The organism is Streptomyces sp. NBC_00247 (assembly GCF_036188265.1).
Taxonomy (GTDB): domain Bacteria; phylum Actinomycetota; class Actinomycetes; order Streptomycetales; family Streptomycetaceae; genus Streptomyces.
Genome location: NZ_CP108093.1, coordinates 6,025,095 through 6,049,571 on the forward strand (window position 1 = coordinate 6,025,095; position 24,477 = coordinate 6,049,571).

At 73.4% G+C, this 24,477-nt stretch carries 21 protein-coding genes; 14 read left to right on the forward strand and 7 right to left on the reverse strand.

Features of this window, described 5'->3' with window-relative positions; all coding sequences use genetic code 11:
- Positions 1-12: 12 nt before the first annotated feature.
- Both OHT52_RS26235 and OHT52_RS26240 read right to left on the reverse strand, forming a co-directional pair.
- On the reverse strand, positions 13-822 hold the full coding sequence (locus OHT52_RS26235) for an ABC transporter permease (RefSeq protein WP_328722646.1): 810 nt from the start codon (positions 820-822) through the stop codon (positions 13-15).
- Positions 819-1,727: an ATP-binding cassette domain-containing protein gene (locus OHT52_RS26240; RefSeq protein ID WP_328722647.1), complete on the reverse strand. Its 909-nt coding sequence runs from the start codon at positions 1,725-1,727 to the stop codon at positions 819-821. The genes OHT52_RS26235 and OHT52_RS26240 overlap by 4 nt, the downstream gene beginning before the upstream one ends.
- A 154-nt stretch (positions 1,728-1,881) precedes the next feature.
- Between OHT52_RS26240 and OHT52_RS26245 the strand changes: the two genes are divergently transcribed.
- Complete coding sequence (locus OHT52_RS26245; RefSeq protein WP_328722648.1) at positions 1,882-3,114, forward strand: sensor histidine kinase; 1,233 nt, start codon at positions 1,882-1,884, stop codon at positions 3,112-3,114.
- The gene (locus tag OHT52_RS26250; RefSeq protein ID WP_328722649.1) at positions 3,111-3,779 is read left to right on the forward strand and encodes a response regulator transcription factor; all 669 of its coding nucleotides are present in this window, start codon (positions 3,111-3,113) and stop codon (positions 3,777-3,779) included. Before OHT52_RS26245 ends, OHT52_RS26250 begins: the two co-directional genes overlap by 4 nt.
- 64 nt (positions 3,780-3,843) lie before the next feature.
- Here OHT52_RS26250 and eutC read toward each other — a convergent pair whose 3' ends face one another.
- The 3 genes from eutC to OHT52_RS26265 form a co-directional block, all read right to left on the reverse strand.
- On the reverse strand, positions 3,844-4,641 hold the full coding sequence (gene eutC, locus OHT52_RS26255) for an ethanolamine ammonia-lyase subunit EutC (protein WP_328722650.1): 798 nt from the start codon (positions 4,639-4,641) through the stop codon (positions 3,844-3,846).
- Positions 4,638-6,035: an ethanolamine ammonia-lyase subunit EutB gene (locus OHT52_RS26260; RefSeq protein WP_328722651.1), complete on the reverse strand. Its 1,398-nt coding sequence runs from the start codon at positions 6,033-6,035 to the stop codon at positions 4,638-4,640. Before OHT52_RS26260 ends, eutC begins: the two co-directional genes overlap by 4 nt.
- Before the next feature lie 72 nt (positions 6,036-6,107).
- Complete coding sequence (locus OHT52_RS26265) at positions 6,108-7,310, reverse strand: amino acid deaminase/aldolase (protein ID WP_328722652.1); 1,203 nt, start codon at positions 7,308-7,310, stop codon at positions 6,108-6,110.
- Between the two features lie 980 nt (positions 7,311-8,290).
- Here OHT52_RS26265 and OHT52_RS26270 point away from each other — a divergent pair.
- Both OHT52_RS26270 and mycP read left to right on the forward strand, forming a co-directional pair.
- A complete protein-coding gene (locus OHT52_RS26270) occupies positions 8,291-9,091 on the forward strand; it encodes a hypothetical protein (RefSeq protein WP_328722653.1) in 801 nt (266 codons plus the stop codon).
- Entirely contained in the window at positions 9,088-10,305 is a 1,218-nt protein-coding gene (mycP, locus tag OHT52_RS26275; protein WP_328722654.1) for a type VII secretion-associated serine protease mycosin, read from the forward strand. Before OHT52_RS26270 ends, mycP begins: the two co-directional genes overlap by 4 nt.
- A gap of 85 nt (positions 10,306-10,390) precedes the next feature.
- Here the strand turns inward: mycP and OHT52_RS26280 are convergent, their stop codons facing one another.
- Positions 10,391-11,326: a serine hydrolase gene (locus OHT52_RS26280; RefSeq protein WP_328722655.1), complete on the reverse strand. Its 936-nt coding sequence runs from the start codon at positions 11,324-11,326 to the stop codon at positions 10,391-10,393.
- A gap of 85 nt (positions 11,327-11,411) precedes the next feature.
- Between OHT52_RS26280 and OHT52_RS26285 the strand changes: the two genes are divergently transcribed.
- Entirely contained in the window at positions 11,412-12,140 is a 729-nt protein-coding gene (locus OHT52_RS26285) for an SseB family protein (protein ID WP_328722656.1), read from the forward strand.
- A 73-nt stretch (positions 12,141-12,213) separates the two neighbouring features.
- Positions 12,214-13,587, forward strand: coding sequence for an outer membrane protein assembly factor BamB family protein (locus OHT52_RS26290; RefSeq protein ID WP_328722657.1), 1,374 nt, complete (start codon positions 12,214-12,216; stop codon positions 13,585-13,587).
- Between the two features lie 265 nt (positions 13,588-13,852).
- Here the strand turns inward: OHT52_RS26290 and OHT52_RS26295 are convergent, their stop codons facing one another.
- Entirely contained in the window at positions 13,853-14,212 is a 360-nt protein-coding gene (locus tag OHT52_RS26295) for a DUF1844 domain-containing protein (RefSeq protein WP_328722658.1), read from the reverse strand.
- Between the two features lie 364 nt (positions 14,213-14,576).
- Here OHT52_RS26295 and infC point away from each other — a divergent pair, with 364 nt between their 5' ends.
- The 8 genes from infC to OHT52_RS26335 all read left to right on the forward strand — a co-directional run bounded on the left by infC (position 14,577) and on the right by OHT52_RS26335 (position 24,406).
- The gene (gene infC / locus OHT52_RS26300; protein WP_328722659.1) at positions 14,577-15,284 is read left to right on the forward strand and encodes a translation initiation factor IF-3; all 708 of its coding nucleotides are present in this window, start codon (positions 14,577-14,579) and stop codon (positions 15,282-15,284) included.
- 118 nt (positions 15,285-15,402) lie between these two features.
- Positions 15,403-15,597 carry a 50S ribosomal protein L35 gene (rpmI, locus tag OHT52_RS26305; protein ID WP_266702544.1) on the forward strand — a complete coding sequence of 65 codons (195 nt, stop codon included), beginning with the start codon at positions 15,403-15,405 and terminating at the stop codon, positions 15,595-15,597.
- A gap of 113 nt (positions 15,598-15,710) precedes the next feature.
- Positions 15,711-16,094: a 50S ribosomal protein L20 gene (rplT, locus tag OHT52_RS26310; RefSeq protein WP_275495100.1), complete on the forward strand. Its 384-nt coding sequence runs from the start codon at positions 15,711-15,713 to the stop codon at positions 16,092-16,094.
- Between the two features lie 183 nt (positions 16,095-16,277).
- On the forward strand, positions 16,278-17,117 hold the full coding sequence (locus tag OHT52_RS26315) for a TrmH family RNA methyltransferase (protein WP_328722660.1): 840 nt from the start codon (positions 16,278-16,280) through the stop codon (positions 17,115-17,117).
- A gap of 437 nt (positions 17,118-17,554) precedes the next feature.
- Positions 17,555-18,706, forward strand: coding sequence for a sensor histidine kinase (locus OHT52_RS26320; protein ID WP_328722661.1), 1,152 nt, complete (start codon positions 17,555-17,557; stop codon positions 18,704-18,706).
- 202 nt (positions 18,707-18,908) lie between these two features.
- Positions 18,909-20,048, forward strand: a complete 1,140-nt coding sequence (gene pheS, locus OHT52_RS26325) for a phenylalanine--tRNA ligase subunit alpha (protein ID WP_328722662.1) — start codon at positions 18,909-18,911, stop codon at positions 20,046-20,048.
- On the forward strand, positions 20,048-22,561 hold the full coding sequence (pheT, locus tag OHT52_RS26330) for a phenylalanine--tRNA ligase subunit beta (protein ID WP_328722663.1): 2,514 nt from the start codon (positions 20,048-20,050) through the stop codon (positions 22,559-22,561). Before pheS ends, pheT begins: the two co-directional genes overlap by 1 nt.
- Positions 22,562-23,062: 501 nt before the next feature.
- Positions 23,063-24,406: a transcriptional regulator gene (locus tag OHT52_RS26335; RefSeq protein WP_328722664.1), complete on the forward strand. Its 1,344-nt coding sequence runs from the start codon at positions 23,063-23,065 to the stop codon at positions 24,404-24,406.
- The last annotated feature ends 71 nt before the right edge of the window (positions 24,407-24,477 follow it).

A 24,477-nucleotide genomic window follows, 5' to 3' on the forward strand; every position in this document is an offset into this window, starting at 1 on the left:
GGGCCGGTCGCTCTACTGATCCCGCCGGTGTACGACCGTGCCGGCGAGGGCCACCGCCCCCAGAGCCCAGGCGGCGTAGACGATCCAGGCGCCGGTGGACGTCCACGGGTAGGGGACCGGTGGGGTGAAGGGGATCTCCATCAGCCGGTGCCACGCGCTCATCGGGAGGGCGTGGTTGAGGACGGCCGACCAGTGGTGGTCCTCGCTGAAGAGGAAGGGTGCCAGCAGCAGGACGACGACGCCTGCGACGATCGACGTTCCGGCGTGCCGCAGCACGGCGCCGATCCCCATGCCGACCACGGCGCAGACGGGTGCGAGCAGGGCCGACGCGAGGACGGCGCGAAGGGCCCCCGGGTGGTCGATGGAGACGCCCACGTCCCTCAGGCCCAGGATCGCCTGGGTCGTGCAGAAGGAGACGAGCGCGACCACGGCACCGAACACGGTCATGACCCCCGCCGTGACCGCGAGCTTCGCCGCCATCACCGACCGCCGTGCGGGGACCGCGGTGAAAGTGGTGCGGATCTGGCCCGTGCTGTACTCGCCGGCGATCGCGACGGCGCCGATGGCAAGGGTCGCGAGGGCGAAGACGATACTCGCGTCGTCGGTGAAGACGCTCTGCACGGGGATGCCGTCCCGGACGAACTCCCGCGCGTGGCTGCCGGCGTTCTGTTCGTTCCAGTAGTGGTAAGTGTCGTACGCCTGGCCCACGTTGAAGCCGATGGCCGCCAGCGCGGTCACCAGGTACACCCACGGGGCCGAGCGCAGCGACCACGTCTTCAGCCACTCGGCGGCGATCAGGTCGCAGAAGCGTACGGCGTTCATCGGGAGTCCTTGGCGGCGTACTCGACGCTGTCGGCGGTGAGTTCCATGAAGGCTTCCTCCAGGGACGGGCGGCGCGTGGTCAGTTCGTGCAGCAGCACCCGGTGCCGGAAGGCCAGTTCGCCGATCCGGGGCGCGGGCAGGCCGGTGACGACGAGCAGGCCGCCGTCGGCGCGTACGGTCGCGCCCTCGGCCGTCAGCAGCGGAGTCAGCGCCGCGGCGTCCGAGGCCCGTACGGTGACGGAGTCGCCGCCGGCGCGGGCGGCGAAGTCCGCCAGGCTCTGTGCGGCGATGAGCGCGCCCCGGCCGACGACGACGAGTTCGTCGGCGGTGTGTTCCATCTCCGACATCAGGTGGCTGGAGACGAAGACGGTGCGCCCTTCCGCCGCCAGCCGCCGGAACAGCCCGCGAACCCACTTCACGCCCTCGGGGTCGAGGCCGTTGAGCGGCTCGTCGAAGAGCAGCACCGGCGGGTCGCCGAGGAGAGCGGTGGCGATGCCGAGGCGCTGCCTCATGCCGAGCGAATAGCCGCCGACACGGCGCCGGGCGGCGTCGGTCAGGCCGACCTCCGCCAGGACCTGATCGACCCGGCTGCGCGGGATGCGGTTGCCGCGCGCCAGGGCGGCGAGGTGTGCCCGGCCGGTACGGCCGCCGTGGACGTCGTTCGCGTCGAGCAGGGCGCCGACGTGACGGAGGCCTCGCGGGCGGTCGCGGAAGCGCACGCCGCCGACGGTGACGGTGCCGGAGGTCGGCTCGTGCAGGCCCAGGGCGAGTCTCAGGGTGGTGGACTTCCCGGCGCCGTTCGGACCGAGGAACCCGGTGACACGGCCCGGTCGGACGGTGAAGGTCAGAGTGTCCACGGCGGTCTTCCCGCCGTATCTCTTGGTGAGTTCGCTGGCTTCGATCATGGCGTCAACGATGGCGGCCGGGGCCGAGAGGGGGCATCCGCTCCCGGTCGACAATCGTGCGCCGCGGATGTCAGCCACGGTCGCGGGGGTGTCACCCGTGGTTGTACGACCATGGCCCGATGACCTGGCCCACCGCGGCCCTTAGGATCGCCGCATGTCAGCGCACCCCGGCCAACCGCCGCTGCTCAAGCGCTTGTCGCCCGGCCGCTGGACGGCACTCGTCTGGGCCGGGGCGATGGGCTTCGCGTTCGTCGACGAGTTCCTCGTCCTGCCGGGCGACAGCGCCCGCGACGACAAGGCCGCCTCCGCCTTCGCCCCGACGCTCGTGAGCTGGCCGATTCTGCTGGCCGCCGTAGCCCTGGTGCCGGTTTCCTGTCGGCTGATGGAGCGCCGGCCGCTGACGTCCTACGCCCTGCTGCTGCTCGGCTCGGCCCTCGGGGCGGCGCTGCTGGGCCAGGCGGCCGAGTTCCCGCTGGTGCAGTTTCTGGCACCGGACGTCGCCCTGTACTTCATCGCAGCCGCCACACCCCGCCGCGGCTCGGCCCGCGCGGCGGGAATGGCGTTCGTGGTCCTGGTGATCCCGCTGACGGTGCGGTTGTACGGGGGCGGCACCATCAATACCGCCGGGCAACTCGCCGTGGCCCTCACGGTGCTGGTCGCCTGGCTGCTCGGCGACTCCGCCCACCAGTCCCGGCTCCACACCGAGCAGGTCAGAGCCCAGGCAGCCACTCAGGCCGTGACCGAGGAACGGCTGCGCATCGCCCGAGAGCTGCACGACATCGTCGCGCACACCCTCGGCATCGTCGCCCTGCAGTCCGGCGCGGCCCGCCGGGTCATCGACAGCCAGCCGCTACGGGCCCGGGAGGCGCTCGGTGAGGTGGAGAAGGCGAGCCGGGAGACCCTGTCGGGGTTGCGGCGGATGCTCGGCGCGCTGCGTGCGGCGGACTCCGCGCAGATCCCGCCGCGCGAAGCACCCGGCCTGGACGACCTCGACCGACTGGCCGCGGCCACCACGGCCGCGGGGGTACGGGTGGTAGTGGAGTGGAAGGGGGAGCGGCGGCCGCTGCCACCGGACCTCGACCTGTCCGCGTACCGCATCGTCCAGGAGTCGGTCACCAACGTCGTCCGGCACGCCGACGCCCGCTCCTGCCTGGTGCGCATCGACTCCCGGGAGGCGGAGATCGTCCTTGAGATCACCGACGGTGGCCGCGGCCCGGGCAACGCGTCCACGGCCGGCTACGGCCTCGCCGGTATGCGCGAGCGTGTCGCCCTGCTGCACGGTGAGTTCACCGCGGGGCCGCGTCCCGGGGGCGGCTTCCACGTGGCGGCCCGGCTTCCCCTTCCGGTGCCCAGGCACCACGACCGGACGGAGGTGGCGGCACCGTGACCGTCCGCGTTCTGCTCGCCGACGACCAGCCGCTGGTCCGAACCGCCCTGCAGATGGTCATCACCGACGCCCCGGACCTGGAAGTGGTCGGCGAGGCGGGCGACGGCGCCGAAGCCGCCGCGCTCGCCGAGACGCTGACCCCCGACGTCGTCGTCATGGACATCCGCATGCCCGGCACCGACGGCATCGAGGCCACCAGGCGCATCACCGCAGGCCCGAGCGGCACCCGCGTGCTGATGCTGACCACCTTCGACGACGACGAGTACGTCTACGGCGCCCTGCGCGCGGGCGCTTCCGGCTTCATCGTCAAGGACATGGCCCTCGACGACATCCTTGCCGCCGTCCGCGTCGTCGCCGCCGGCGACAGCCTCATCGCGCCCGGCGTCACCCGCCGCCTGATCGCCGAGTTCGCCGACCGACGTCCGCCCACGGCGACGACGCCCGCCCCGCCGCGCCGCCTCACCGGCATCACCGACCGCGAGCGTGAGGTACTCACCCTCATCGGCAGCGGCCTGACCAACGCCGAGATCGCCGAGAAGCTGTGCATCAGCGGCGCCACCGCCAAGACGTACGTGACCCGCCTGCTCTCCAAGCTCGGTGCCCGCGACCGAGTGCAACTCGTCATCCTCGCCTACGAGGCGGAACTGGTGACCGTCAACCCTTAGGGGTCTCTCGCTCCGGCCGTGCCGGGCTCGCGTGCCCCGGCGCCGCACCTCGCGGCGTCGTCCCTCACGGGCCCGGGCCGGGGGAAGGCAGCGCCGCCGGGCCGCCCGGCTCCTCCCCGACCAGCGCCACCCCCGAGAGCCCGAGCCGCTGCGCACCCTCGGCGAGCGAGGCGATCGTGTGCGCGGCCGCCCGGTAGCCGAGCCCGGCGGGAGGGTGGATGTTGGAGACGCAGTTGCGCTCCGCGTCCCGCCGCCCGGTCCGGGGCGCGTACGTCAGATAGACGCCGAGGCTGTCGGCGGCGCTGAGCCCGGGGCGTTCGCCGATCAGTACGAGCACCAGCCGGGCGCCCACCCGTTCCCCGATCTCGTCCCCGAGTGCCACCCGCGCCTGGGAGGCGAGGACCACCGGGACCGACTCGCGGCCCCCGCCGCGCTCGCCGCTCCCGCCGGTGAGCAGCGGCACCAGCTCGTCCAGCAGCGGCAGCGCGTGGCGCCGGACCGCGGTGGCCGAGAGCCCGTCCGCGATCACCACCAGCGTTCCACCGCCGGGCAGCCCCGCCAGGCGCGGCCCGTCCTCCCGGTGCAGCCGCCGCCCCAGGTCCGGGCGGCGCAGATAGGCCGCACGGTCCGGGGCGGCGCTGCGCACCTCGGCGACCGGATGGCCCGTGAGACCCGGCCGCAGAGCCGCGAAGTCCACCGCCTGATGCACCGCGTCCCGCGCTTGGGCGTGCGCCGCCTGGAACTCCAGCAGATGCCGGACCGGCAGCCCGTGGCCCGTCCGCCCGAGCCCCACCCGGGCCGGGGTGTGGAGCCGCAGCGGCTCCCAGGGATCGGGGCTCCGGCTCTCCTCCGGGCCCGTCACGCTTCCCCGATCATCGCGGCGAGTCCGGAGACCAGCGGGCTGTGCGCGACCGGCGCCACCACCCGGCCCTCGGAGTCGTACATCCCCATCCGCCCCAGCCACGCCTCGAACTCCGGCGCGGGACGCAGTCCCAGCACCGACCTCACGTACAACGCGTCGTGGAAGGAGGTGGACTGGTAGTTCAGCATCACGTCGTCCGAGCCGGGGACCCCCATCACGAAGGTGCAGCCCGCCACGCCGAGCAGCGTCAGCAGGCTGTCCATGTCGTCCTGGTCGGCCTCGGCGTGGTTGGTGTAGCAGACGTCGACGCCCATCGGCAGACCGAGCAGCTTGCCGCAGAAGTGGTCCTCCAGGCCCGCCCGGACGATCTGCTTACCGTCGTAGAGGTACTCCGGGCCGATGAAGCCGACCACCGTGTTGACCAGCAGCGGACGGAACCGGCGCGCCACCGCGTACGCGCGGGCCTCCAACGTCTGCTGGTCGACGCCGTGATGGGCGTCGGCGGAGAGCGCGCTGCCCTGGCCGGTCTCGAAGTACATGACGTTGTCGCCCAGTTCGCCCCGGCCCAGCGAGAGCCCCGCGTCGTGCGCCTCCGCGAGCAGGGCCAGATCGACGCCGAAGGCACGGTTGGCGGCCTCGGTCCCGGCGACGGACTGGAAGACCAGATCCACCGGCGCGCCCCGCTCGATCGCCCGGAGCGTGCGGGTGACATGGGTGAGTACGCAGGTCTGCGTCGGGATCGCGTACCGCTGCCGGATCTCGTCCGTCAGCCTCAGCAGATCCGTCACCGAGGCCAGGGAATCGGAGGCCGGGTTGATGCCGATGACCGCGTCCCCGCAGCCGTACAGCAGCCCGTCGAGCACCGAGGCGGCGACGCCCCGGGGATCGTCCGTGGGGTGGTTGGGCTGGAGGCGCACCGAGAGCCGCCCCGGCAGCCCGATCGTGTTCCGGAACCGGGTGACGACCGTGCACGCCCGGGCGACCTGGATCAGGTCCTGGTTGCGCATCAGCTTGCTCACCGCCGCGGCCATCTCCGGGGTGATCCCCGGCGCCAGCGCGGCCAGGACCTCTGGGGTCGCCCGGTAGGAGAGCAGCCAGTCGCGGAACTCGCCGACCGTCATCCCGGCGACCGGCGCGAAGGCCCCGGAGCCGTGGGTGTCGACGATCAGCCGGGTGACCTCGTCGTCCTCGTAGGGCACCACCGGGTCTTCGAGGAAGGTCCGCAGCTCCACCTCGGCCAGCGCGATCCGGGCCGCCGTCCGCTCCGTGTCGCTCCGCGCGGCGACCCCCGCCAGCTCGTCCCCCGAACGCGCCGGACCGGCTCGCCCGAGCAACTCCCGCAACCCGTCGAACCGGAAACCGGCCACCCCTACGGACGCCGTGTACTGGGGCATGGCCGCACTCCTTCACCGCCGCGGTCGAGATCCCGAGCCTGCCACAGCCGGGCGGACGCGGGCGGGCGGCGCTCAGAGGAACGTCTGCCCCTCGCCCCGGTACGTCGGTACGGTGGCGGTGATCCGGTCACCCTCGATCAGCTGCAACGCGTCGAACCGCTCGCACAGTTCGCCCGCCTTCGCGTGCCGGAACCACACCTTGTCGCCGATCAGCAGATCGTCGGCGACCGACCCCAGCAGCGGCGTCTGGACCTCACCCGGCCCCTCCTGCGGGTCGTAGCGCAGCCCGTGCGGCAAGTACGGGACGGGGAGCCGGTCCGTGCCCGCCGCGCCCGACGCCGGATAGCCACCGCCGAGCACCGTCACCACGCCCACCCCCGGCCTGCGGACGACGGGCTGCGCGAAGAGCGCCGCCGGACGGCCGGAGAACGACGTGTAGTTGTCGAAGAGCCGGGGGACGTACAGCCCCGAACCCGCCGCGATCTCCGTCACCGCGGACTCGGCGGCGGTGTGCTGCACACTGCCGGTGCCACCACCGTTCACGAACTCCAGATCCGGCACCACCGCACGCACCGCGCGGACCACCTCGGCGCGGCGCACCACCAGTTCCCTGCGGGCCGTCGCCTGCATCAGCCGGATCGCCCGGGACCGCAGCGGACGCCCGGAGACCGCGTCCCCGACCCCCGCGATGTGTCCCTCGTACGCCATCAGGCCCACCAGGCGGAAGCCCGGACGCCGCGCCACCGACCGCGCGAGATCGGCGAGTTGAGCGGGGGAGCGCAGCGGCGAGCGCAGCGCGCCCACCCTGACCCGGCCACCCAGCAGGCGCAGCGAGGTGTCCAGCTCCAGAGCGACGCGGATCTCCTCGGTGCCGCCCGCGCGCGACGCGTCGATCAGCTCCAGCTGCGCCGGGTCGTCCACCATCACCGTCACCGCGGCGGCGAGCTTCGGATCCGCCGCCAGCTCGGCGAAGGCCGAACGGTCGGCGGAGGGGTAGGCGAGCAGCACGTCGTCGAAGCCCGCCCGGGCCAGCCAGAGCGACTCCGCCATGGTGAAGGACATGATCCCCGCGAACCCGGGCCGGGCGAGAACCCGTTCCAGCAGGGCCCGGCAGCGGACGGACTTGCTCGCCACCCTGACCGGCTTCCCGCCGGCGCGGGCGACGAGGTCGTCCGCGTTGGCGTCGAAAGCCTCCAGGTCGACCACCGCGATCGGTGCGTCGAGATGGGCGGTGGCCCGGTCGTAACGGGTCCTGTCGGTGGCGCGCACAGTCATGTCGGCAGCTTGCCAGAGAGTCTTACCCATCGGTAAGGGGCTGCGGGAGAATAGCTGCTCCGGGACGTCTCGTCGCGTCGGACCCGGCCCTTCCGTCCCGCCCCGGGACCGGCCGGCGCGGACGCGGCGCCCGGACGGACTCGTTCCCCGCGGCTCGCCCGCAGCCCGTAGAGTGACCGGCACGCGGCGACCGACGGGCGTGCCCGGGTGCGTGTTCCGCGAGCGGTACGCGAGGTGAACCAGGGGGACGGATGAGTACCGAGGCGCAGCACGCTCCCGTGCCGCCCCGCCCACCGGCCCCGCCCGGCGCCCCCGCCCCGCCCGGCGGCTCCGCCGCTCCGGGCGCGCCCGCGGCTCCCGAGCCGTCCGTACCCGCCGCGCCCGCGACCCCACCCGCTCCACCCGCCCCGAACGCGCCCCCCTCCGCGCCGGCCGCGCCCCCTGCTGTACCGACCGCACCTCCCACCACTCCTTCCGGGCAAGCCGCCCCCGGCCCTACCGTGCCCGCGCAGGGTTCCGCGCCCGCCGCGCCGGCCGGGCAGGTCCCGTCCGAGACCACCAGGCGCCTGCGCCCGGCCCGCCCCGCGTCCTCGGCGGCGCCGGCCGCCTCCGCGCCGCCGTTCGCCGCTGCTCCGCCGTTCGCCGCTGCTCCGCCGGTCGCACCCGCGGCGACCGCGGCCGAGACGACCACCCGGTTGAGGCCCGTCCCGGCCGGTCCTCCGCGTCCCGCGCCGCACGCCCCGCCGTCCCCGCCCCCGGCCGCTCCCGCCCGGCCCTCCGTCTCTCCGCCTTCCGCCGCCCCGCGCCCCGTTCCGCCGCCCCCCGTTCCGCCGCAGCCCGCCGCCCGGCGCAGGACCGTCGGAGCGGTCGACCTCACCCCGCCGCCGGGCGCCCCGTACGGCGGGCCGCCGGCCCCGTACGGCGTTCGGCCGCCCGGCGCGTACCCCGTACCGCCGCGCTACGGCTTCCCCGAGACGCCGATGGAGACGACGACCCGGCTGCGGCCGATCAAGCCGGAGCCCCGGCAACGGGCCAGGACCGCAGCAGCGGCCGCCTGCGTCGTGCTCGGGCTGGGGCTGATCGGCGGCGCGGTGGCCGGGTCCTGGCTCACCGACGACGCCTCGGCATCGTCCGGCGGGGACACCTCGTGGTCCACCGCCCGCAGCGCCTGGCACAGCCTCCCCGTCGACACGCTCTTCCCCCGGACCCTCCAGGGCAGGGGGACCGGACCGGGCGGCGCCGACCGGGTCTGGACCCGGCTCGGGGTGGCCGCCGACGGCGACTGCGCCGAGGCGCTCGACCCGTTGCTGGTACGCGCCCTCGGCCCGGTCGGCTGCGCACGCGTGGTCCGCGCCACCTACACCGACGCGACGCGGTCCGGCGTCGTCACCGTCGGCATGGTCTTCACCGAGGCGGACGCCGAAGCGATGCGGGCGCTCGGCACCAGGTTCGCCGACCAGAAGCTCGGCGGGCGCAAGGATCTGATGCCCCGTACCTACCCCGTCGCGGGCACCGTCGCCGAGGGGTTCGGGGCCGCGCAGCGTGCCAGCTGGACGACGCACGTCCTCACCGAGGAGCCCGTACTCGTGTACGCGGTCTCCGGATTCGCGGACGGACGGGCCGTCCACGACCCGCAGCCCGCCGCCGCGGCCATGGCCCGGGGCGCCACCACCGCCGTCGCGGAGGCGGGCCTGGGCAACGACGCCGAGGGCGTGGCCGACGGGGTGGAACGCGCTCTGCGCGTGACGCTCGCCGACCTGACGGAGGAGAAGCCGCGATGAGCACCCGTTTCCCCGGCGCCCGTGTCCCCGCCGCCCGGTCCGGGGCCGCCCGGGCCCTCGCCGCCGTGTGCGCGGCAGGGCTGCTCGCGCTGCTGCCCGCCACCCCCGCACGGGCAGACGCCATCCGCGACCAGCAGTGGGCCCTCGCCGCTCTCCACACCGACCAGGCCTGGCGGACGACCAAGGGCGAGGGCATCACCGTCGCGGTGCTCGACACGGGTGTCGACGACACCCACCCCGACCTGGCCGGCGGGGTGCTCCCCGGCAAGGACCTCATCGGGTTCGGGGCGGGCCCCGGCGACAAGGCCTGGGCCCTGCACGGCACCGCCATGGCCGGCATCATCGCCGGACACGGCAACGGCCCCGGCCAGAGCGACGGCGTCCTCGGCGTCGCGCCCGGGGCGAAGATCCTGCCGGTCCGGGTGATCCTCGAATCCGCCGACACCTCCCGGTCGAAGGCGCGCACGTCCCGGGGCACCGCCCTGGCCGACGGCATCCGCTGGGCCGCCGACCACGGCGCCGACGTCATCAACCTGTCACTGGGCGACGACAGCAAGTCCGCCCACGCGGACGCCTCCGAGGACAACGCCATCCAGTACGCCCTCGCCAAGGGCGTCTCCGTCGTCGCCTCGGCGGGCAACAGCGGGGAGAAGGGGGACAGCACCTCCTACCCGGCGGCCTACCCCGGCGTCATCGCCGTCGCCGCCGTCGACAAGTACGGCACCCACGCCTCCTTCTCCACCCGGCGCTGGTACGCCACCGTCAGCGCGCCCGGCTTCGACATCGTCGTCGCCAACCCGGACCGGCACTACTACATCGAGTGGGGCACCTCGGCCGCCGCGGCCTTCGTCTCCGGCGCCGTGGCCCTGGTTCGGGCCGCCCACCCGGACCTCACCCCGGCGCAGATCAAGACGCTCCTCGCGAAGACGGCCCGCGACGCGCCGGCCGGTGGCCGGGACGACGCCTACGGCTACGGCATCGTCGATCCGGCGGCGGCTGTCGCGGCGGGCAAGGGCGCCGCACTGGCGGACAACAAGGCCGCTTCCGCCGGCTACGGCAAGAAGTACTTCGGCGCCGGTCCCGACCCCGAGTCGGGCGACGGCGGACCGGCCGCCTGGACCGCCCCCGCCGCCGGTGCGGCGGGCGTCCTGTTCCTGGTGGGCGCCGTCGTGCTGTGGCGCGGCAGGAGCCGCCCGGCGCCCCGGTTCGGCTGACCGCGCCCGCCCGGAGCCGTCAGACCGCGGGGCGGCCCGGAGCCGCCGGGCCGCAAGGCCGCCGGGAGCCGCGCGGCTTGCCCGGTCAGCCCGCCGCGGCGACGGCCTCCACCGCGGCCTTCGCCGCCGCCTCGACCAGGGTGATGCCCGCCTGCTGGGTGGCGTGCCCGTCGCTGAGCACGGCCACCAGATACGTCCTGCCGCCCGACTCGACCCGCCCCACGCTGTTGATGTCCCACAACCCGGTGGTGGTCCGGGGCATCCAGCCGTTCTTCAGCAGCGCGTCGGTGCCCGCGGCGGACACGCCCCACCGCTGGTCGGCCTCCACCTGGCCCATCAGCTCCTGGACGTACGCCCGCGAGTCCGCCGACAGCGCGCCGCTCTCGTCGGAGCCCTCGGCGAAGACCGACTCCAGCAGCCGCACCTGGTCGGCCGCGGTGGTCTGGCTCAGTCCCCACGCGTGAGAAGCGGTGGTACCGGTCAGCCCCAGCCGTTCGTTCGCCGCGTCGAGCGCGCTCTCGCCGCCGACCACCTGGAGGAGCCGCGTAGCCGAGGCGTTGTCGCTGTTCTCGATCATGGTGGCCGCCGCGGCCCGCTCGCTCGCGGTCAGTTCCCGCCCCTCGTCCTGCGCGGTCAGCAGCAGAGCGGCCAGGATGTCCACCTTCACGATGCTGGCGGTGTCGAAGGTCTGCCCGGCGGCGCTCTCGTACGCCCCGCCCGCACCGCTCTCCGTGTCGAGCACGGCCACCGAGAGCCGCGCGTCCCCGGCCACCGGCCGGACGGCCGCCGCCACAGTCGCGTCGTAGTCCACTTCGAGCTCCTCGCTCGCCGTCGCGGAAGGTGTACCGGCCCCGGTGGACGGCTCCCGCGACGAGGCCGAGGCTACCGATGCCGCTGGGGCGTCCGCGCCGTCCGCCGCGTGGCTCGTCAGATACGCGCCGCCCGCAGCCGTACCGGCCAGCACGACGATCGCGGTCACCGAGGCGGACATCACTGACCTGCGTATTCTCAGACGGGGCATGGCCGCACGCTAGGAAGCGCGACTGAGAGGAGCCTGTGGCGAACCTGTCGTCCCGGTGAGAAAACGGACCCACTACGCTCGTCCCGTGGAGCTCAAGAACATCCCGGACCCCGGTTTCTCCGACGACGACGGCACCGCCGCCCCCGAGCTGACGGCGGCGCTCACCGCGTGGTCCGAGGACAGGTCGGCCGTCGGACCGGTGCTCGCCGCCCTCCGCGACGCCCGGCTCCTGGTGCCCGTCGTCGCCGTCCTCGGCGAGGTCGAGGAGGACGAGAACGGGCTGCGCCGCGAGAAGACCAGCGACATGGCCGTCCCCACCCTCACGGCGGGGAACCGGCGCGCGCTGCCCGCCTTCACCTCCACCGCCTCCCTGGCCCTCTGGGACCCGCAGGCCCGCCCCGTCGCCGTACCCCTGCACCAGGCGCTGCAGGCAGCCGCGCACGAGAAGGCGGACACGATCGTGCTGGACCTCGCCGGTCCCGTCGCCTTCGAGCTGTCCGGCTCCGCCCTGCGCGCCCTCGCCGAGGGCCGGACCGGTGCCGGCCCGCTGGACGACCCCGCCGTCGTCACGGCCGTACGGGACGTCGTCGCGGCCGAGCCCGCCGTGCTCCGCGCCCACCTGGGCCCCGGGAAAGCCGACGGCACCCTCGCGCTCGTCCTCGCCCCGGGAGCGGTCCCCGCGGAGGCGGCACGACGGGTGGTCTCCGCGCTGTCCGCCAGCGAGGTGCTGCGCGCCCGGCTCGTACGCGGCCTCGACCTCGCCCTGCTGCCGGCCGACGCGCCCACCCCGGGCGAGGCACTCTTCACCCGCTGACCGCTGTGTTGGGGCGCCTGGGGCATGTGGGACCCTGCTGGGGCTCAGTGTGACGCTTCATCAGGGGGGAACCTTGAACTCGGACAATCCGGCGCCGGACGGCGGGAGGCCGCGCAGTCTGCTCCGCCGAGTGGGCATCGTGGCGATCCCGGTGGGCATCGTCGCGGGCGTCGTCGCCCTGGTGGCCGCCCTCCTGGATTCGGAGGGCTATCTGCCGGGTGGCGCGATGGTCCGCAGTTGGGAGGCCCCGCGGGATCTGAACGCCGCTGACCACGGCAACGGCGGATGGCTGGTGGGCGACACCGTGATCCGTACCCGCTTCGACGCGGTGACCGGCTTCGGCGCGGCCGACGGCAAGCAGCGCTGGGAGTACGTCGTACCCGGCCGTGCCGAGATATGCGCCGTCAGTACCACCGCGGCGGACGGGGTCGGTCTGATCGCCTACGGCGAGGACGGTGACCTGGAGAAGGGCGGCGGCTGCGTCACCGCGGCCGCGATCGACCTGCGGACCGGGGACGAACTGTGGCACACCCCGGTCGCCGCGGACGCGGACGTCCTCCAGGAGCAGCCGGACCTGGTCGCGGTGGGTGGCGGACTCGCCGTACTGCGCGACGGCGACCCGCACTGGACGTACCCCGACGACGTGTACAACGACCCGGGGGAGCGGCTGGCGGGCGACGAGGCGTTGCGGGCCGTCGACGCCCGTACCGGCGCGGCGCGGTGGAAGGCGGCCGTGCCCGAGGGCTGCGTGCCGTACCGCGCTTCGGCGTCGGACACCCAGGTCCTCGCCGTACTGGCCTGCGACCGGACGGACCTGGAACTGGCCGCCTTCGGCCCGGCGGACGGTGCGCTGCGCTGGCGGGTGCCGCTCGACGCGCGGCGCAGTGTCGCCGTCGACGCGGAGGTGTCCGTCCTCTCCGCGGACCCCCCGGTCGTGCAGGTCGCGGAGCGGACGGACCGCGGGGTGCACGCCTTCCTCTCCTTCACGGCGGAGGGTGCGCCGCGAGGGCGGATCGAGTTCGACGGAGCCTACGGCGAGATATCCGCGGACGCGTCGCGCGCGAAGGTCGCGGTGAGTGACGGCAGGCTCTTCGCGGTCGCCGCGTACCCGTACAAGAGCTTCACCTACGACCAGCTGGTCGCCTTCGACCTGAAGAGCGGCGACGAGGTGTGGCGCGCGAAGCCGGGGAAGCGCGATTTCTCCGGACTGTACGTGGGGGACGGCCGGGTCACCGCGGTCTCCGACCCCAACGAGAAGGGCACCTCCGACGACGACCTGCACGTCTTCGACGCGAGGACCGGCGACGAGAAGGACGACCGTTCGTTCCGCGAGGACGTGGACGACGACAGCAACGAGCTCGCCGACGTGTACATGTACAGAGGGCTGCTGATCCTCGCGCGCTGGGGCGACGCGGTGCACCCGCTGACCGCGTACAGGGAGTGGTGAGCGGCCCGGAGTGACCGGGCGCCGGACAGCACGGAGCCCGCCGTCCCCGGAGGGGAGGCGGGCTCCGCGACGTGGTTCCGGCAGCTGCCCAAGGGCTGTTCCGAAAGTAGCGCCGTCCGTCCGGAGGGCGGGTCCGGCGGTTTCCGGTGCGGGTGATCGTACGGCGGAGGGTCGCCCCGTTACTGGATGTGTCGGGGCGATCCCGACAACGCGGCGCGCGTGTGTGTCAGGTGTCGCCGGGCAGTCGGGACTTTCGCGACAGGCTTCAGCCGTAGACGGGACCGGTGTACTTCTCGCCCGGGCCGGTGCCCGGCTCGTCCGGGACGAGCGAGGCCTCGCGGAAGGCGAGCTGGAGCGACTTCAGCCCGTCCCGCAGCGGCGAGGCGTGGAAGGTGCTGATCTCGGTCGTGCTGGCGTCCAGCAGGCCGGCGAGGGCGTGCACGAGCTTGCGGGCCTCGTCGAGGTCCTTGTGCTCTTCGCCTTCCTCGGTCAGGCCGAGCTTCACGGCGGCGGCGCTCATCAGGTTGACCGCGACGGTCACGATCACCTCGACGGCCGGAACCTCCGCGATGTCGCGGGCCATGTCGTCGAAGCCGGGGTTCTCAGTGCTGGGGGCGTCACTCATGTCCCACACGATACGGCGGGTCCCACACGTTCCCGCGCGTGGGAGCGCGGTCCGGGCGGCCGGGGGGCGGTGCGGCATCCGGTTTACGTTTTCGACCGGCGGCTGCTAACCTTGTGTAACGACCGGCCGGACACCTATGTGCTCGGCCCACAAGTGGAGGCTCCGATCTCCCACCCGGTCGCCCTCAGGGCGGCGGGTCACCGGTCAGGCGGCCACCATCGTTCCGTACGGACGATGGAGCCGTCCGATGCGCCCCGCGGATTTCACGCGGCGGTGTTCCGGTATTTCCAGGAGCCCCGCCTGTGTCCCGTCCGGGGCATTTTTCGTGTCCCGGCGCGGTTGGTCTCTCGAAAACAGACGTTACGTGGCTGTCTGCCAGGCAGTCGCGTGGTGCTACCTAGGAGGATCCATCAGCGCCGAGCCCCGCATCAACGACAGGATTCGCGTTCCCGAGGTGCGACTTGTCGGACCCAGCGGCGAGCAGGTCGGGATTGTTCCGCTTGCCAAGGCCCTGGAGCTCGCACAGGAGTACGACCTCGACCTGGTCGAGGTGGCGGCGACCGCCCGCCCGCCCGTGTGCAAGCTCATGGACTACGGGAAGTTCAAGTACGAGTCGGCCATGAAGGCCCGTGAGGCGCGCAAGAACCAGGCGCACACGGTCATCAAGGAGATGAAGCTCCGGCCGAAGATCGACCCGCACGACTATGACACCAAGAAGGGTCACGTCGTCCGGTTCCTGAAGCAGGGCGACAAGGTCAAGATCACGATCATGTTCCGTGGTCGTGAGCAGTCCCGCCCGGAGCTCGGTTTCCGCCTGCTCCAGCGTCTTGCTTCGGACGTCGAGGAACTCGGCTTCATCGAGTCCAACCCCAAGCAGGACGGCCGGAACATGATCATGGTTCTGGGCCCGCACAAGAAGAAGACCGAAGCCATGGCGGAGGCCCGCGAGGCGCAGGCCGCCCGCAAGGCCGAGCGCCAGGGAAGCACTCAGGACGTCGAGTCCGAGGACGCGTCCGAGGCGCAGGCCGAGGCACCCGTCGAGGCTTCGGCCGAGACACCTTCCGAGTCGTGACCTCGGGGCCGCCATCCAGGTGGCCCCCGGTCCTCCCGGATTCCACAGAGATCTGACGCCCCTGATCACGCGGTGCCCGCACCGTGAGGGGCGCCACTGACGAGGAGATAACGGCGCGATGCCGAAGAACAAGACGCACAGCGGTACCAGCAAGCGCTTCAAGATCACCGGCTCCGGCAAGGTGCTCCGCGAGAAGGCGGGCAAGCGCCACCTCCTGGAGCACAAGTCGTCCAAGAAGACCCGCTCGCTGACCGGCACGGTCGTCGTGGCTCCGGCCGACGCCAAGAAGATCAAGAAGCTTCTCGGCAAGTGAGGTCAGGCCCCCGGTGAATCCGGGAGGCCGACCTCGATCAAACCGGGACCAATTCGTTTCCGGGCTGGGTGCGTCGAAACCGTAACCACCAGCCCCGCTGCAAGGAGTTAAAAGTGGCACGCGTCAAGCGGGCAGTAAACGCCCACAAGAAGCGCCGGGCGATCCTCGAGGCCGCCAGCGGTTACCGCGGTCAGCGTTCGCGCCTGTACCGCAAGGCCAAGGAGCAGGTCACCCACTCCCTGGTCTACAACTACAACGACCGCAAGAAGCGCAAGGGCGACTTCCGTCAGCTCTGGATCCAGCGCATCAACGCCGCTGCCCGCCAGAACGGCATGACGTACAACCGCCTCATCCAGGGTCTGAAGGCCGCCAACATCGAGGTGGACCGCAAGATCCTCGCCGAGCTCGCGGTCAACGACGCCAACGCGTTCGCCGCCCTCATCGAGGTCGCGAAGAAGGCCCTTCCGGCCGACGTGAACGCCCCCAAGGCCGCCTGACCCAGGCGTACTTGAAGGTGCTTGACCCGGACCCGCAGGCGCTCGTCGCCTGCGGGTCCGGTGCGTCGCACGCCCTCCCGCGGCGCGTGACACCGATCCGCCGGACACCCGGGACCCCGCCGAACACCCCGAGTCCCGCCGGACACCCGAGTCCCGCCGCACGCAGAGAGGCCGCCGCCGACCATGGGCATCCCCGAACTGATCTCCCCGCGTTCGCCCCGCGTCGCCGCGGCCCGGAGGCTGGCCAAGCGGAACTTCCGCGTCAAGGAGCGCCGGTTCATCGCCGAGGGGCCGCAGGCCGTGCGCGAGGCCGCCGTGCACCGGGGCGTCGACGGCGAGCCGACCCTGATCGAGCTGTTCGCCACCGTCGAAGCAGCCGAGCGGTACACGGAGATCATCGACGCCGCCCACGCGGCCGGTGCCCGGGTGCACCTCGCCGACGCGGACGTGCTGGCCGACGTCTCCCAGACCGTCACCCCCCAGGGACTCATCGGCGTCTGCCGTTTCCTGGACTCGCCGTTCGAGGAGATCCTCGCCGCGAAGCCCCGCCTGGTGGCTGTACTGGCGAACGTCCGCGACCCCGGCAACGCCGGTACGGTGCTGCGCTGCGCCGACGCGGCGGGCGCGGACGCCGTGGTCCTCACCGACGCCTCGGTGGACCTGTACAACCCCAAGTCGGTGCGCGCGTCGGTCGGCTCGCACTTCCACCTGCCGGTCGCGATCGGCGTACCGGTGGAGCTGGCCGTGCAGGGGTTGCGGGATGCCGGAGCGCGGGTGCTGGCCGCGGACGGGGCCGGCACCGCCGACCTCGACGACGAACTCGACGCCGGCACCATGGGCGGCCCCACCGCCTGGGTCTTCGGCAACGAGGCCTGGGGCCTCCCCGAGGAGACCCGCGCCCTCGCCGACGCGGTGGTCCGGGTGCCCATCCACGGCAAGGCGGAGAGCCTCAACCTCGCCACGGCCGCCGCCGTCTGCCTCTACGCCTCCGCCCGCGCGCAGCGCCCCCGTACGACCTCCTGACCCCTCCCGGCCCGGATGCACCGGCCCGTGAGGCCGGGGCGCGCGGGTACCGCGGTACGGGCGGGACGCGCCGTGAGCCCGCGTGCGACCCGGCGTGAGCAGTCGTTCCCGCGCTCCTCGGGGCACGGCCGGTCCCCGCCGTGCGCCCCCGAGCGGAACGGTTTCGGCAGGTCCCGGCCGCGCCCGGGACCGTCTAGGCCGGGTGTCGGTGCGTCGCACGTCCCGCCTGTCCGGCGACGCCCGGCACGCACGCTCGCCGCATTGTCGGGATCACCCCGATACGCCCAGTGTCGGGGCGACCCTCCGCCGTGCGATCGCACGCACCGGACGCCGCCGGACCCGCCCTTTGGACGGACGGCGCCACTTTCGACACACGCCCTAGTAGGGTGACGGACTCGGGGCCCACTGCACCGGTTCGAGAGGTGGGGTACGGGAAAATGGCTGTCGGCATGAGCAGGCCGCGTCGGACGGGGACCGCCGTCGTCCGCCCCGGGGCGGACGAGTACGGAGCGGACGCTTCCGCTCCCTCGGACGTCCTCCTCGGTGTCGAGCCGGACGACCTGCCGGACGGACTGGTCGTCGCCGACCGCACCGGGCGCATCGTGTGCTTCAACGCCGCCGCGGTCCGGATCACCTCCGTCGCGCGGGAAGCCGCCCTCGGCCGCCACCTGGAACACGCGCTGCCCCTCGAAGACCTCAAGGGCCGCCGCTGGTGGACCCTGACCGACCCGTACGGCGGCCTCTCCACCCGCGTCGGCCAGCCCGAGCGCAACCTGCTGCTACCCGGCGGGCGCGAGGTCCTCGTCTCCGCGCGGTACGTCCGCGACCGCCCCACCGGGCCCGTCCGCCGGGTGGTCGTCCAGCTGCGCTCGACCGAGGCCCGCCGCCGTACCGAGCGCAGCCACTCCGACCTCATCGCCACCGTCGCCCACGAACTGCGCTCCCCGCTGACCTCGGTCAAGGGGTTCACCGCCACGCTGCTCGCCAAGTGGGAACGTTTCTCCGACGACCAGAAGCGGCTCATGCTGGAGACGGTCGACGCCGACGCCGGCCGCATCACCCGGCTCATCGCCGAACTGCTCGACATCTCCCGGATCGACTCCGGACGGCTGGAGCTGCGCCGCCAGCCCGTGGACATCCGCGCCGCCGTCGCCCGCCACGTCCAGGCCCTCGTCGCCAGCGGCCAGTCGCCCGACCGCTTCCTCGTCCGTACCGAGCAGCCCCTGCCCGATCTCTGGGCCGACCCCGACAAGATCGACCAGGTGCTGGGCAACCTGCTGGAAAACGCGGTGCGCCACGGCGAGGGAACTGTCACGATCGACATCGCACCCGCCCCGGCGGACAACGACGAGACAGGAACGGCGGTCACCGTGAGCGACGAAGGGCCCGGCATCCCCGAGGAGTCGATGGCCCGCGTCTTCACCCGTTTCTGGCGCGGCAGCAAGCGCGGCGGCACCGGCCTGGGCCTCTACATCGTCAAGGGCATCGTCGCCGCCCACGGCGGCACCATCACCGTCGACCGGGCGCCCGGCGGGGGCGCGGAGTTTCGATTTATCCTGCCCGTGAGCACCCCCGCGTACCTGCGCTGATCAGGATCGCGCGGAGGGATCGGGCGCCTTCGCACCGCGCGGTGGAAGGCCTCCGAGCAGCCCACGGGCTTCGTACCACCCCCACGGCCTTTAGACTCGACCTTTGGCACCTTTGCGTCCTCCTGCCGTCGAGCAGGGCCACGGGGGTCTCGGGGTGTCCCCCGATACGGGCAGTATCAGCCAATCGGAAGCACGGGAAGAGATGTCGGCACCGAACAAGTCGTACGACCCAGTCGAGGTCGAGGCACTGAAACCGGAAGAGATCGAGCGCATGCGGGACGAGGCGTTCGCCGCCTTCGCCGCCGCGGGCGACCTCGACGCGCTCGCCCAGGCGAAGACCGCGCACACCGGGGGTACCTCGCCGCTGTCGCTCGCCAACCGCGAGATCGGAGCCCTGCCGCCGCAGGCCAAGGCCGAGGCGGGCAAGCGCGTGGGCCAGGCCCGCGGCGCCGTCTCCAAGGCCCTGGCCGCGCGCCAGGCCGAGCTGGAGGCCGAGCGCGACGCCCGGGTGCTCGTCGAGGAGGCCGTGGACGTCACGCTGCCCTACGACCGCACCCCGGCCGGCGCCCGCCACCCGCTGACGACCCTCATGGAGCGCGTCGCGGACGTCTTCGTGGCCATGGGCTACGAGATCGCGGAGGGCCCCGAGGTCGAGGCGGAGTGGTTCAACTTCGACGCCCTCAACTTCGTGCCCGACCACCCGGCGCGCCAGATGCAGGACACCTTCTTCGTCCGCGGCACGACGGCCGACGGCCGTCCCACCGAGGGCGACGAGTCCGGCGTGGTGCTGCGTACCCACACCTCGCCCGTCCAGGCGCGCTCGCTGCTCAGCCGCAAGCCCCCCGTCTACGTGGTCTGCCCCGGCCGGGTCTACCGCACCGACGAGCTCGACGCCACGCACACCCCGGTCTTCCACCAGATCGAGCTGCTCGCGATCGACGAGGGCCTCACCATGGCCGACCTCAAGGGCACCCTGGACCACATGGTGCAGGCGCTCTTCGGTGCGGACATGAAGACCCGGCTGCGGCCGAACTACTTCCCGTTCACCGAGCCGTCCGCCGAGATGGACATGGTCTGTTTCGTCTGCCGCGGCGAATCCGTGGGCAACCCCGACCGCCCCTGCCGCACCTGCGGCAGCGAGGGCTGGATCGAGCTGGGCGGCTGCGGCATGGTCAACCCGAAGGTGCTCGTCGCCTGCGGTGTCGACCCCGAGAAGTACAGCGGATTCGCCTTCGGGTTCGGCATCGAACGGATGCTGATGTTCCGCCACAACGTCGAAGACATGCGAGACCTGGTCGAGGGTGACATCCGGTTCACCCGACCGTTCGGGATGGAGATCTGATGCGCGTCCCGCTTTCCTGGCTGCGGGAATACGTCGACCTGCCGGCTTCCGAGACCGGCCGTGACGTGCAGGCCAAGCTCGTCGACGCCGGCTTCGAGGTCGAGGCCGTCGAGCAGACCGGCGCCGGCCTCACCGGCCCGCTGGTCGTCGGACAGGTACTGACCATCGAGGAGCTGGAGGGCTTCAAGAAGCCCATCCGCTTCTGCACCGTCGACGTCGGCGCCGCCAACGGCACCGGCGAACCGCAGGAGATCGTCTGCGGCGCCCGCAACTTCGCCGTCGGCGACAAGGTCGTCGTGGTCCTCCCCGGCGCCGTCCTGCCCGGCGACTTCGCCATCGCCGCCCGCAAGACGTACGGCAAGACCTCGCACGGCATGATCTGCTCCACCGACGAGCTCGGCATGGGCGACGACGGCACCCACGGCATCATCGTGCTGTCGCCGGAGACCGAGGTGGGCACCGACGCGATCGAGCTGCTCCAGCTCGTCGACGAGGTCCTCGACATCGCCGTCACCCCGGACCGCGGCTACGCCCTCTCGATGCGCGGCATCGCCCGCGAGGCCGCCATCGCGTACGGCCTGCCGCTGCGCGACCCGGCGCTGATCGACGTACCCGCGCCGAACGCGTACGGCTACCCGGTCCGGATCACCGACCCGTTCGGCTGCCCGCGCTTCACCGCGCGCACCGTCACCGGTCTCGACCCCGAGGCCCGCTCGCCGATCTGGATGACGCGCCGGCTGCAGAAGGCCGGCATGCGCGCGGTCTCGCTCGCCGTCGACATCACCAACTACGTGATGCTGGAGCTCGGCCAGCCGCTGCACGCCTACGACCGCACCCGCGTCGAAGGTCCCATCGGCGTCCGCCGCGCCCAGCAGGGCGAGAAGCTCACCACCCTCGACGGTGTCGTGCGCGTCCTGGACGCCGAGGACCTCGTCATCACCGACGACCGGGGCCCCATCGGCCTGGCCGGCGTCATGGGCGGCGCCCACACGGAGATCGCGGACAACGGCACCGAGTCAGCCGCCACCACCGAGGTCGTCATCGAGGCCGCGAACTTCGACGCGCTCTCGATCGCCCGTACCTCGCGCCGGCACAAGCTGTCCTCCGAGGCGTCCAGGCGCTTCGAGCGCGGCGTGGACCCGCAGGCCGCCGCCGCCGCCGCGCAGCGCACGGTCGACCTGCTGGTGCTGCTCGCCGGTGGCACCGCCGAGGCGGGCGTCACCGAGATCACCGCCCCCTCCGCGCCCCGCACCATCGCGATGCCCGCGAACCACCCCAGCCGGGTGGCCGGGGTCGACTACGGCCGCGAGATCGTCGTCCGACGCCTCCAGGAGGTCGGCTGCGACGTCTACGGGCAGGACGAGCTCCTGGTCACCGTGCCGTCCTGGCGCCCCGACCTGAGCGAGCCGAACGACCTCGCCGAAGAGGTCATCCGGCTGGAGGGTTACGAGAACCTCCCGTCCACCCTGCCGACCCCGCCCTCGGGGCGCGGTCTCACCGACCGTCAGCGGCTGAACCGCCGCGTGGGCCGCGCCCTGGCCGGCGCCGGTTACGTCGAGGTGCTGAACTACCCGTTCATCGGGAACGCCGTACTCGACCAGCTCGGCCTGGACACCGACGACGCCCGGCGCCGCACGGTCCTCCTCGCCAACCCGCTCTCCGACGAGGAGCCGGCGCTGCGCACCACGCTGCTGCCGGGCCTCCTCGGGGCACTGCGGCGCAACGACGGCCGGGGCTCCCACGACCTCGCGCTCTTCGAGACCGGGCTGGTCTTCCGGCCGACCGGTCACGAGAAGCAGGCCGTCCGGCTCCCGGTGGACCGGCGCCCCTCGGAAGAGGAGATCGCCGCGCTCAACACCTCCCTGCCGCGTCAGCCGCGCCACGCCGCCGTCGTCCTCGCGGGCGCCCGCGAGCAGGCCGGCTGGTGGGGCAAGGGCCACCCGGCCACCTGGGCGGACTCCGTCGAGGCGGCACGCACGCTCGCCCGCGAGGCGGGCGTCGAGGTGACGGTCCGCGCAGACCGCCACGCCCCGTGGCACCCCGGCCGCTGCGCCGCGCTGTACGTCACGGTGAACGGCGAGGAGACCCTCCTCGGACACGCGGGCGAACTCCACCCGCGCGTCGTCAAGGAGCTGCACCTCCCCGAGCGCACCAGCGCCATGGAGATCGAGATCGACGTGCTGGAGCGGGCCGCCGAAGGCGCGCTCCGCGCCCCCCGGATCTCCACCTTCCCGGTGGCGACCCAGGACATCGCGCTCATCGTTCCCGCCGACGTCCCCGCGGCCGAGGTCGAGGCGACGCTCCGCGAGGGCGCGGGCGAACTCCTCGAGTCGCTCCGGCTGTTCGACGTGTTCACCGGCGATCAGATCGGTGAGGGCCGCAAGTCGCTCGCGTACGCGCTGCGCTTCCGCGCCCCGGACCGCACGCTGACGGTCGACGAGGCGTCGGCCGCCCGCGACGCCGCGGTGGCTCTCGCCGCCGAGCGCAACGGTGCGGTGCTGCGCGGAGCGTGACGACCCGTCAGGGTCCGGGCTCCGAGGCCCTGGCACGGTGAGGAGGGGCGTGTCCGGTGACCGGACACGCCCCTCCGCCGTCTCGCCGTCCGCGGTGGGACCGCACCCGGGTTCGGAGCCGGGACCGGAAGCGTTTCGGCCCCGGCCTCCGTCCCGTGGCCACCCTCCTGTTCGTTCGGGCAGTGGGACCGTGCGGTCCGGCACCGCCCGCCCTGCCGTGGTGTGTCGGGCAGGCCGGCAGGGCGGGCGGTGCGGACGAGGGCCGTCGGAGCTGTACGAGGGGGAGCCGCGACGACCCGGCCGCTTTCCGGCGAGACGCCCAGTCAACCCACGCCGCCCGCGGTGCGGGAGGGCGCACAGGGGGACGGTTCGGGCATTCCGTTCACACCCCGTGTGAATCGGTGCTTGGCTGGAACCATGCGGCGCACGCGTCCGGCACGGTTCCGACCCACCTGCTCGGGCCGGTGCGCGAAGGCGCGGCACGGAAGGGGGGAGGGGCGCGTGGAACCCAACATCCTGCTGGAGTCCCTCGTGGAAGAGGCGGGGGTCTCGCGGGCGGGGCTCGCCGGACACGTGAACCGGGCCGGCCAGGCGCGAGGGCTGCGGCTGCGGTACGAACACACGGCCGTCTCGCGCTGGTTGAAAGGCCAGCGCCCGCGCGGCGAGGTACCGGACCTGATCTGCGAGGTCCTCGGCCGGCGCCTGGGGCGGCCGGTCACCCTGGACGACATCGGCATGGGCGCGCCCGGCGCACCCGCCGCGCCGTCCCCCGGCACCCCGCTCGCCGGGTTCGTCGAGCGGGCCACCGCGCTCTGGCGCGCGGACGGGCAGCACAGCCCGCGGCTGACGGGCGTACCCGCCGTCACCGGTACGGCCGCCGTGATGCCCGTGTGGGAGTGGGAGAACCCGCCCGAGGACATCGACGTCTCCCGCCCCGGCCCGTCCCGCATCGGCCCGGCCGACCTGGAGATCCTGCGCGCCGCCCGCAGCCACTACGAGCACCTCTACCGCAAGGCCGGCGGCATCGCGACGAGAGGCAGGGTGGTGGGCTTCCTCAACGCCGGGGTCGCGCCGCTGCTGCACGCCGGCCACGACGACGCGACGGGCCGCAGGCTGCACCGCGCGACGGCCGGACTCGTCTCGCTCGCGGGCATCTGCGCCTACGACTCCGACGCCCACGGACTGGCCCAGCGCTACTTCCACCAGGCGCTGCGCCTCGCCAAGGCGAGCGGCGACCGGGCGCTCGGCGGCTACGTGATCGCGCTGCTGGTCAACCAGTCCCTGCACCTGGGCGAGTTCCGCCGCGCGGTGGCCTTCGCCGAGGCGGCGATACGGGCCGCCGGAGACCGCGTCACCCCCGCGCTCGCCGCCGACCTCCACGCCATGCAGGCCAAGGCGTACGCCCGGCTCGGGGACGGGCGGTGCGCCCGCGAACGCATCGGCCGCGCCGAGACCCTGGCGGCCCGCATCCTGCCCGGTGCGGAGCCGGAGGAGACGGCGTACGTCCAGCCGGGACTGGTGGACGTACAGGTCGCCGAGGCCCTGCTCGGCCTGGGCGACCTCAAGGCCGCGCGGGAGCACGCGGCCCTGGCGGTGCGCGCCCCGGCGCACGACCGGGGGCGCGTGCACCGGCTCGCGATGCTGACCCAGGTGGAACTGCGCCTGGGGGAGGCCGACCGGGCGGCGTGTACGGCCACGGAGATGGCGGAACGGGCGCGCGGGGTCGAGTCGCGCCGGCTGCGCGAGCGGATGGGCGCGGTCCGCGACGACCTGGCGGCCAGCGGAAGCGCCGAGGCCGCGCGGGCGGCGGAGGTGATCCAAGGAGCGCTGCGCGTGCCCCTGTGAGCCCCGGCGCATTCGGAAGCGCACGTTCCCTCACCCTGCCGCCCCTGCTGCGATGTTGCCACCGATCGACC

Excerpts from the sequence above, each read along its gene's own strand:
- OHT52_RS26235 (WP_328722646.1), bottom strand. The coding sequence starts at position 822 with ATGAACGCCGTACGCTTCTGCGACCTGATCGCCGCCGAGTGGCTGAAG.
- OHT52_RS26240 (WP_328722647.1), bottom strand. The coding sequence starts at position 1,727 with ATGATCGAAGCCAGCGAACTCACCAAGAGATACGGCGGGAAGACCGCC.
- OHT52_RS26245 (WP_328722648.1), top strand. The coding sequence starts at position 1,882 with ATGTCAGCGCACCCCGGCCAACCGCCGCTGCTCAAGCGCTTGTCGCCC.
- OHT52_RS26260 (WP_328722651.1), bottom strand. The coding sequence starts at position 6,035 with ATGCCCCAGTACACGGCGTCCGTAGGGGTGGCCGGTTTCCGGTTCGAC.
- OHT52_RS26265 (WP_328722652.1), bottom strand. The coding sequence starts at position 7,310 with ATGACTGTGCGCGCCACCGACAGGACCCGTTACGACCGGGCCACCGCC.
- OHT52_RS26270 (WP_328722653.1), top strand. The coding sequence starts at position 8,291 with ATGGAGACGACGACCCGGCTGCGGCCGATCAAGCCGGAGCCCCGGCAA.
- mycP (WP_328722654.1), top strand. The coding sequence starts at position 9,088 with ATGAGCACCCGTTTCCCCGGCGCCCGTGTCCCCGCCGCCCGGTCCGGG.
- OHT52_RS26280 (WP_328722655.1), bottom strand. The coding sequence starts at position 11,326 with ATGCCCCGTCTGAGAATACGCAGGTCAGTGATGTCCGCCTCGGTGACC.
- OHT52_RS26295 (WP_328722658.1), bottom strand. The coding sequence starts at position 14,212 with ATGAGTGACGCCCCCAGCACTGAGAACCCCGGCTTCGACGACATGGCC.
- rpmI (WP_266702544.1), top strand. The coding sequence starts at position 15,403 with ATGCCGAAGAACAAGACGCACAGCGGTACCAGCAAGCGCTTCAAGATC.
- OHT52_RS26315 (WP_328722660.1), top strand. The coding sequence starts at position 16,278 with ATGGGCATCCCCGAACTGATCTCCCCGCGTTCGCCCCGCGTCGCCGCG.
- OHT52_RS26320 (WP_328722661.1), top strand. The coding sequence starts at position 17,555 with ATGGCTGTCGGCATGAGCAGGCCGCGTCGGACGGGGACCGCCGTCGTC.
- pheS (WP_328722662.1), top strand. The coding sequence starts at position 18,909 with ATGTCGGCACCGAACAAGTCGTACGACCCAGTCGAGGTCGAGGCACTG.
- pheT (WP_328722663.1), top strand. The coding sequence starts at position 20,048 with ATGCGCGTCCCGCTTTCCTGGCTGCGGGAATACGTCGACCTGCCGGCT.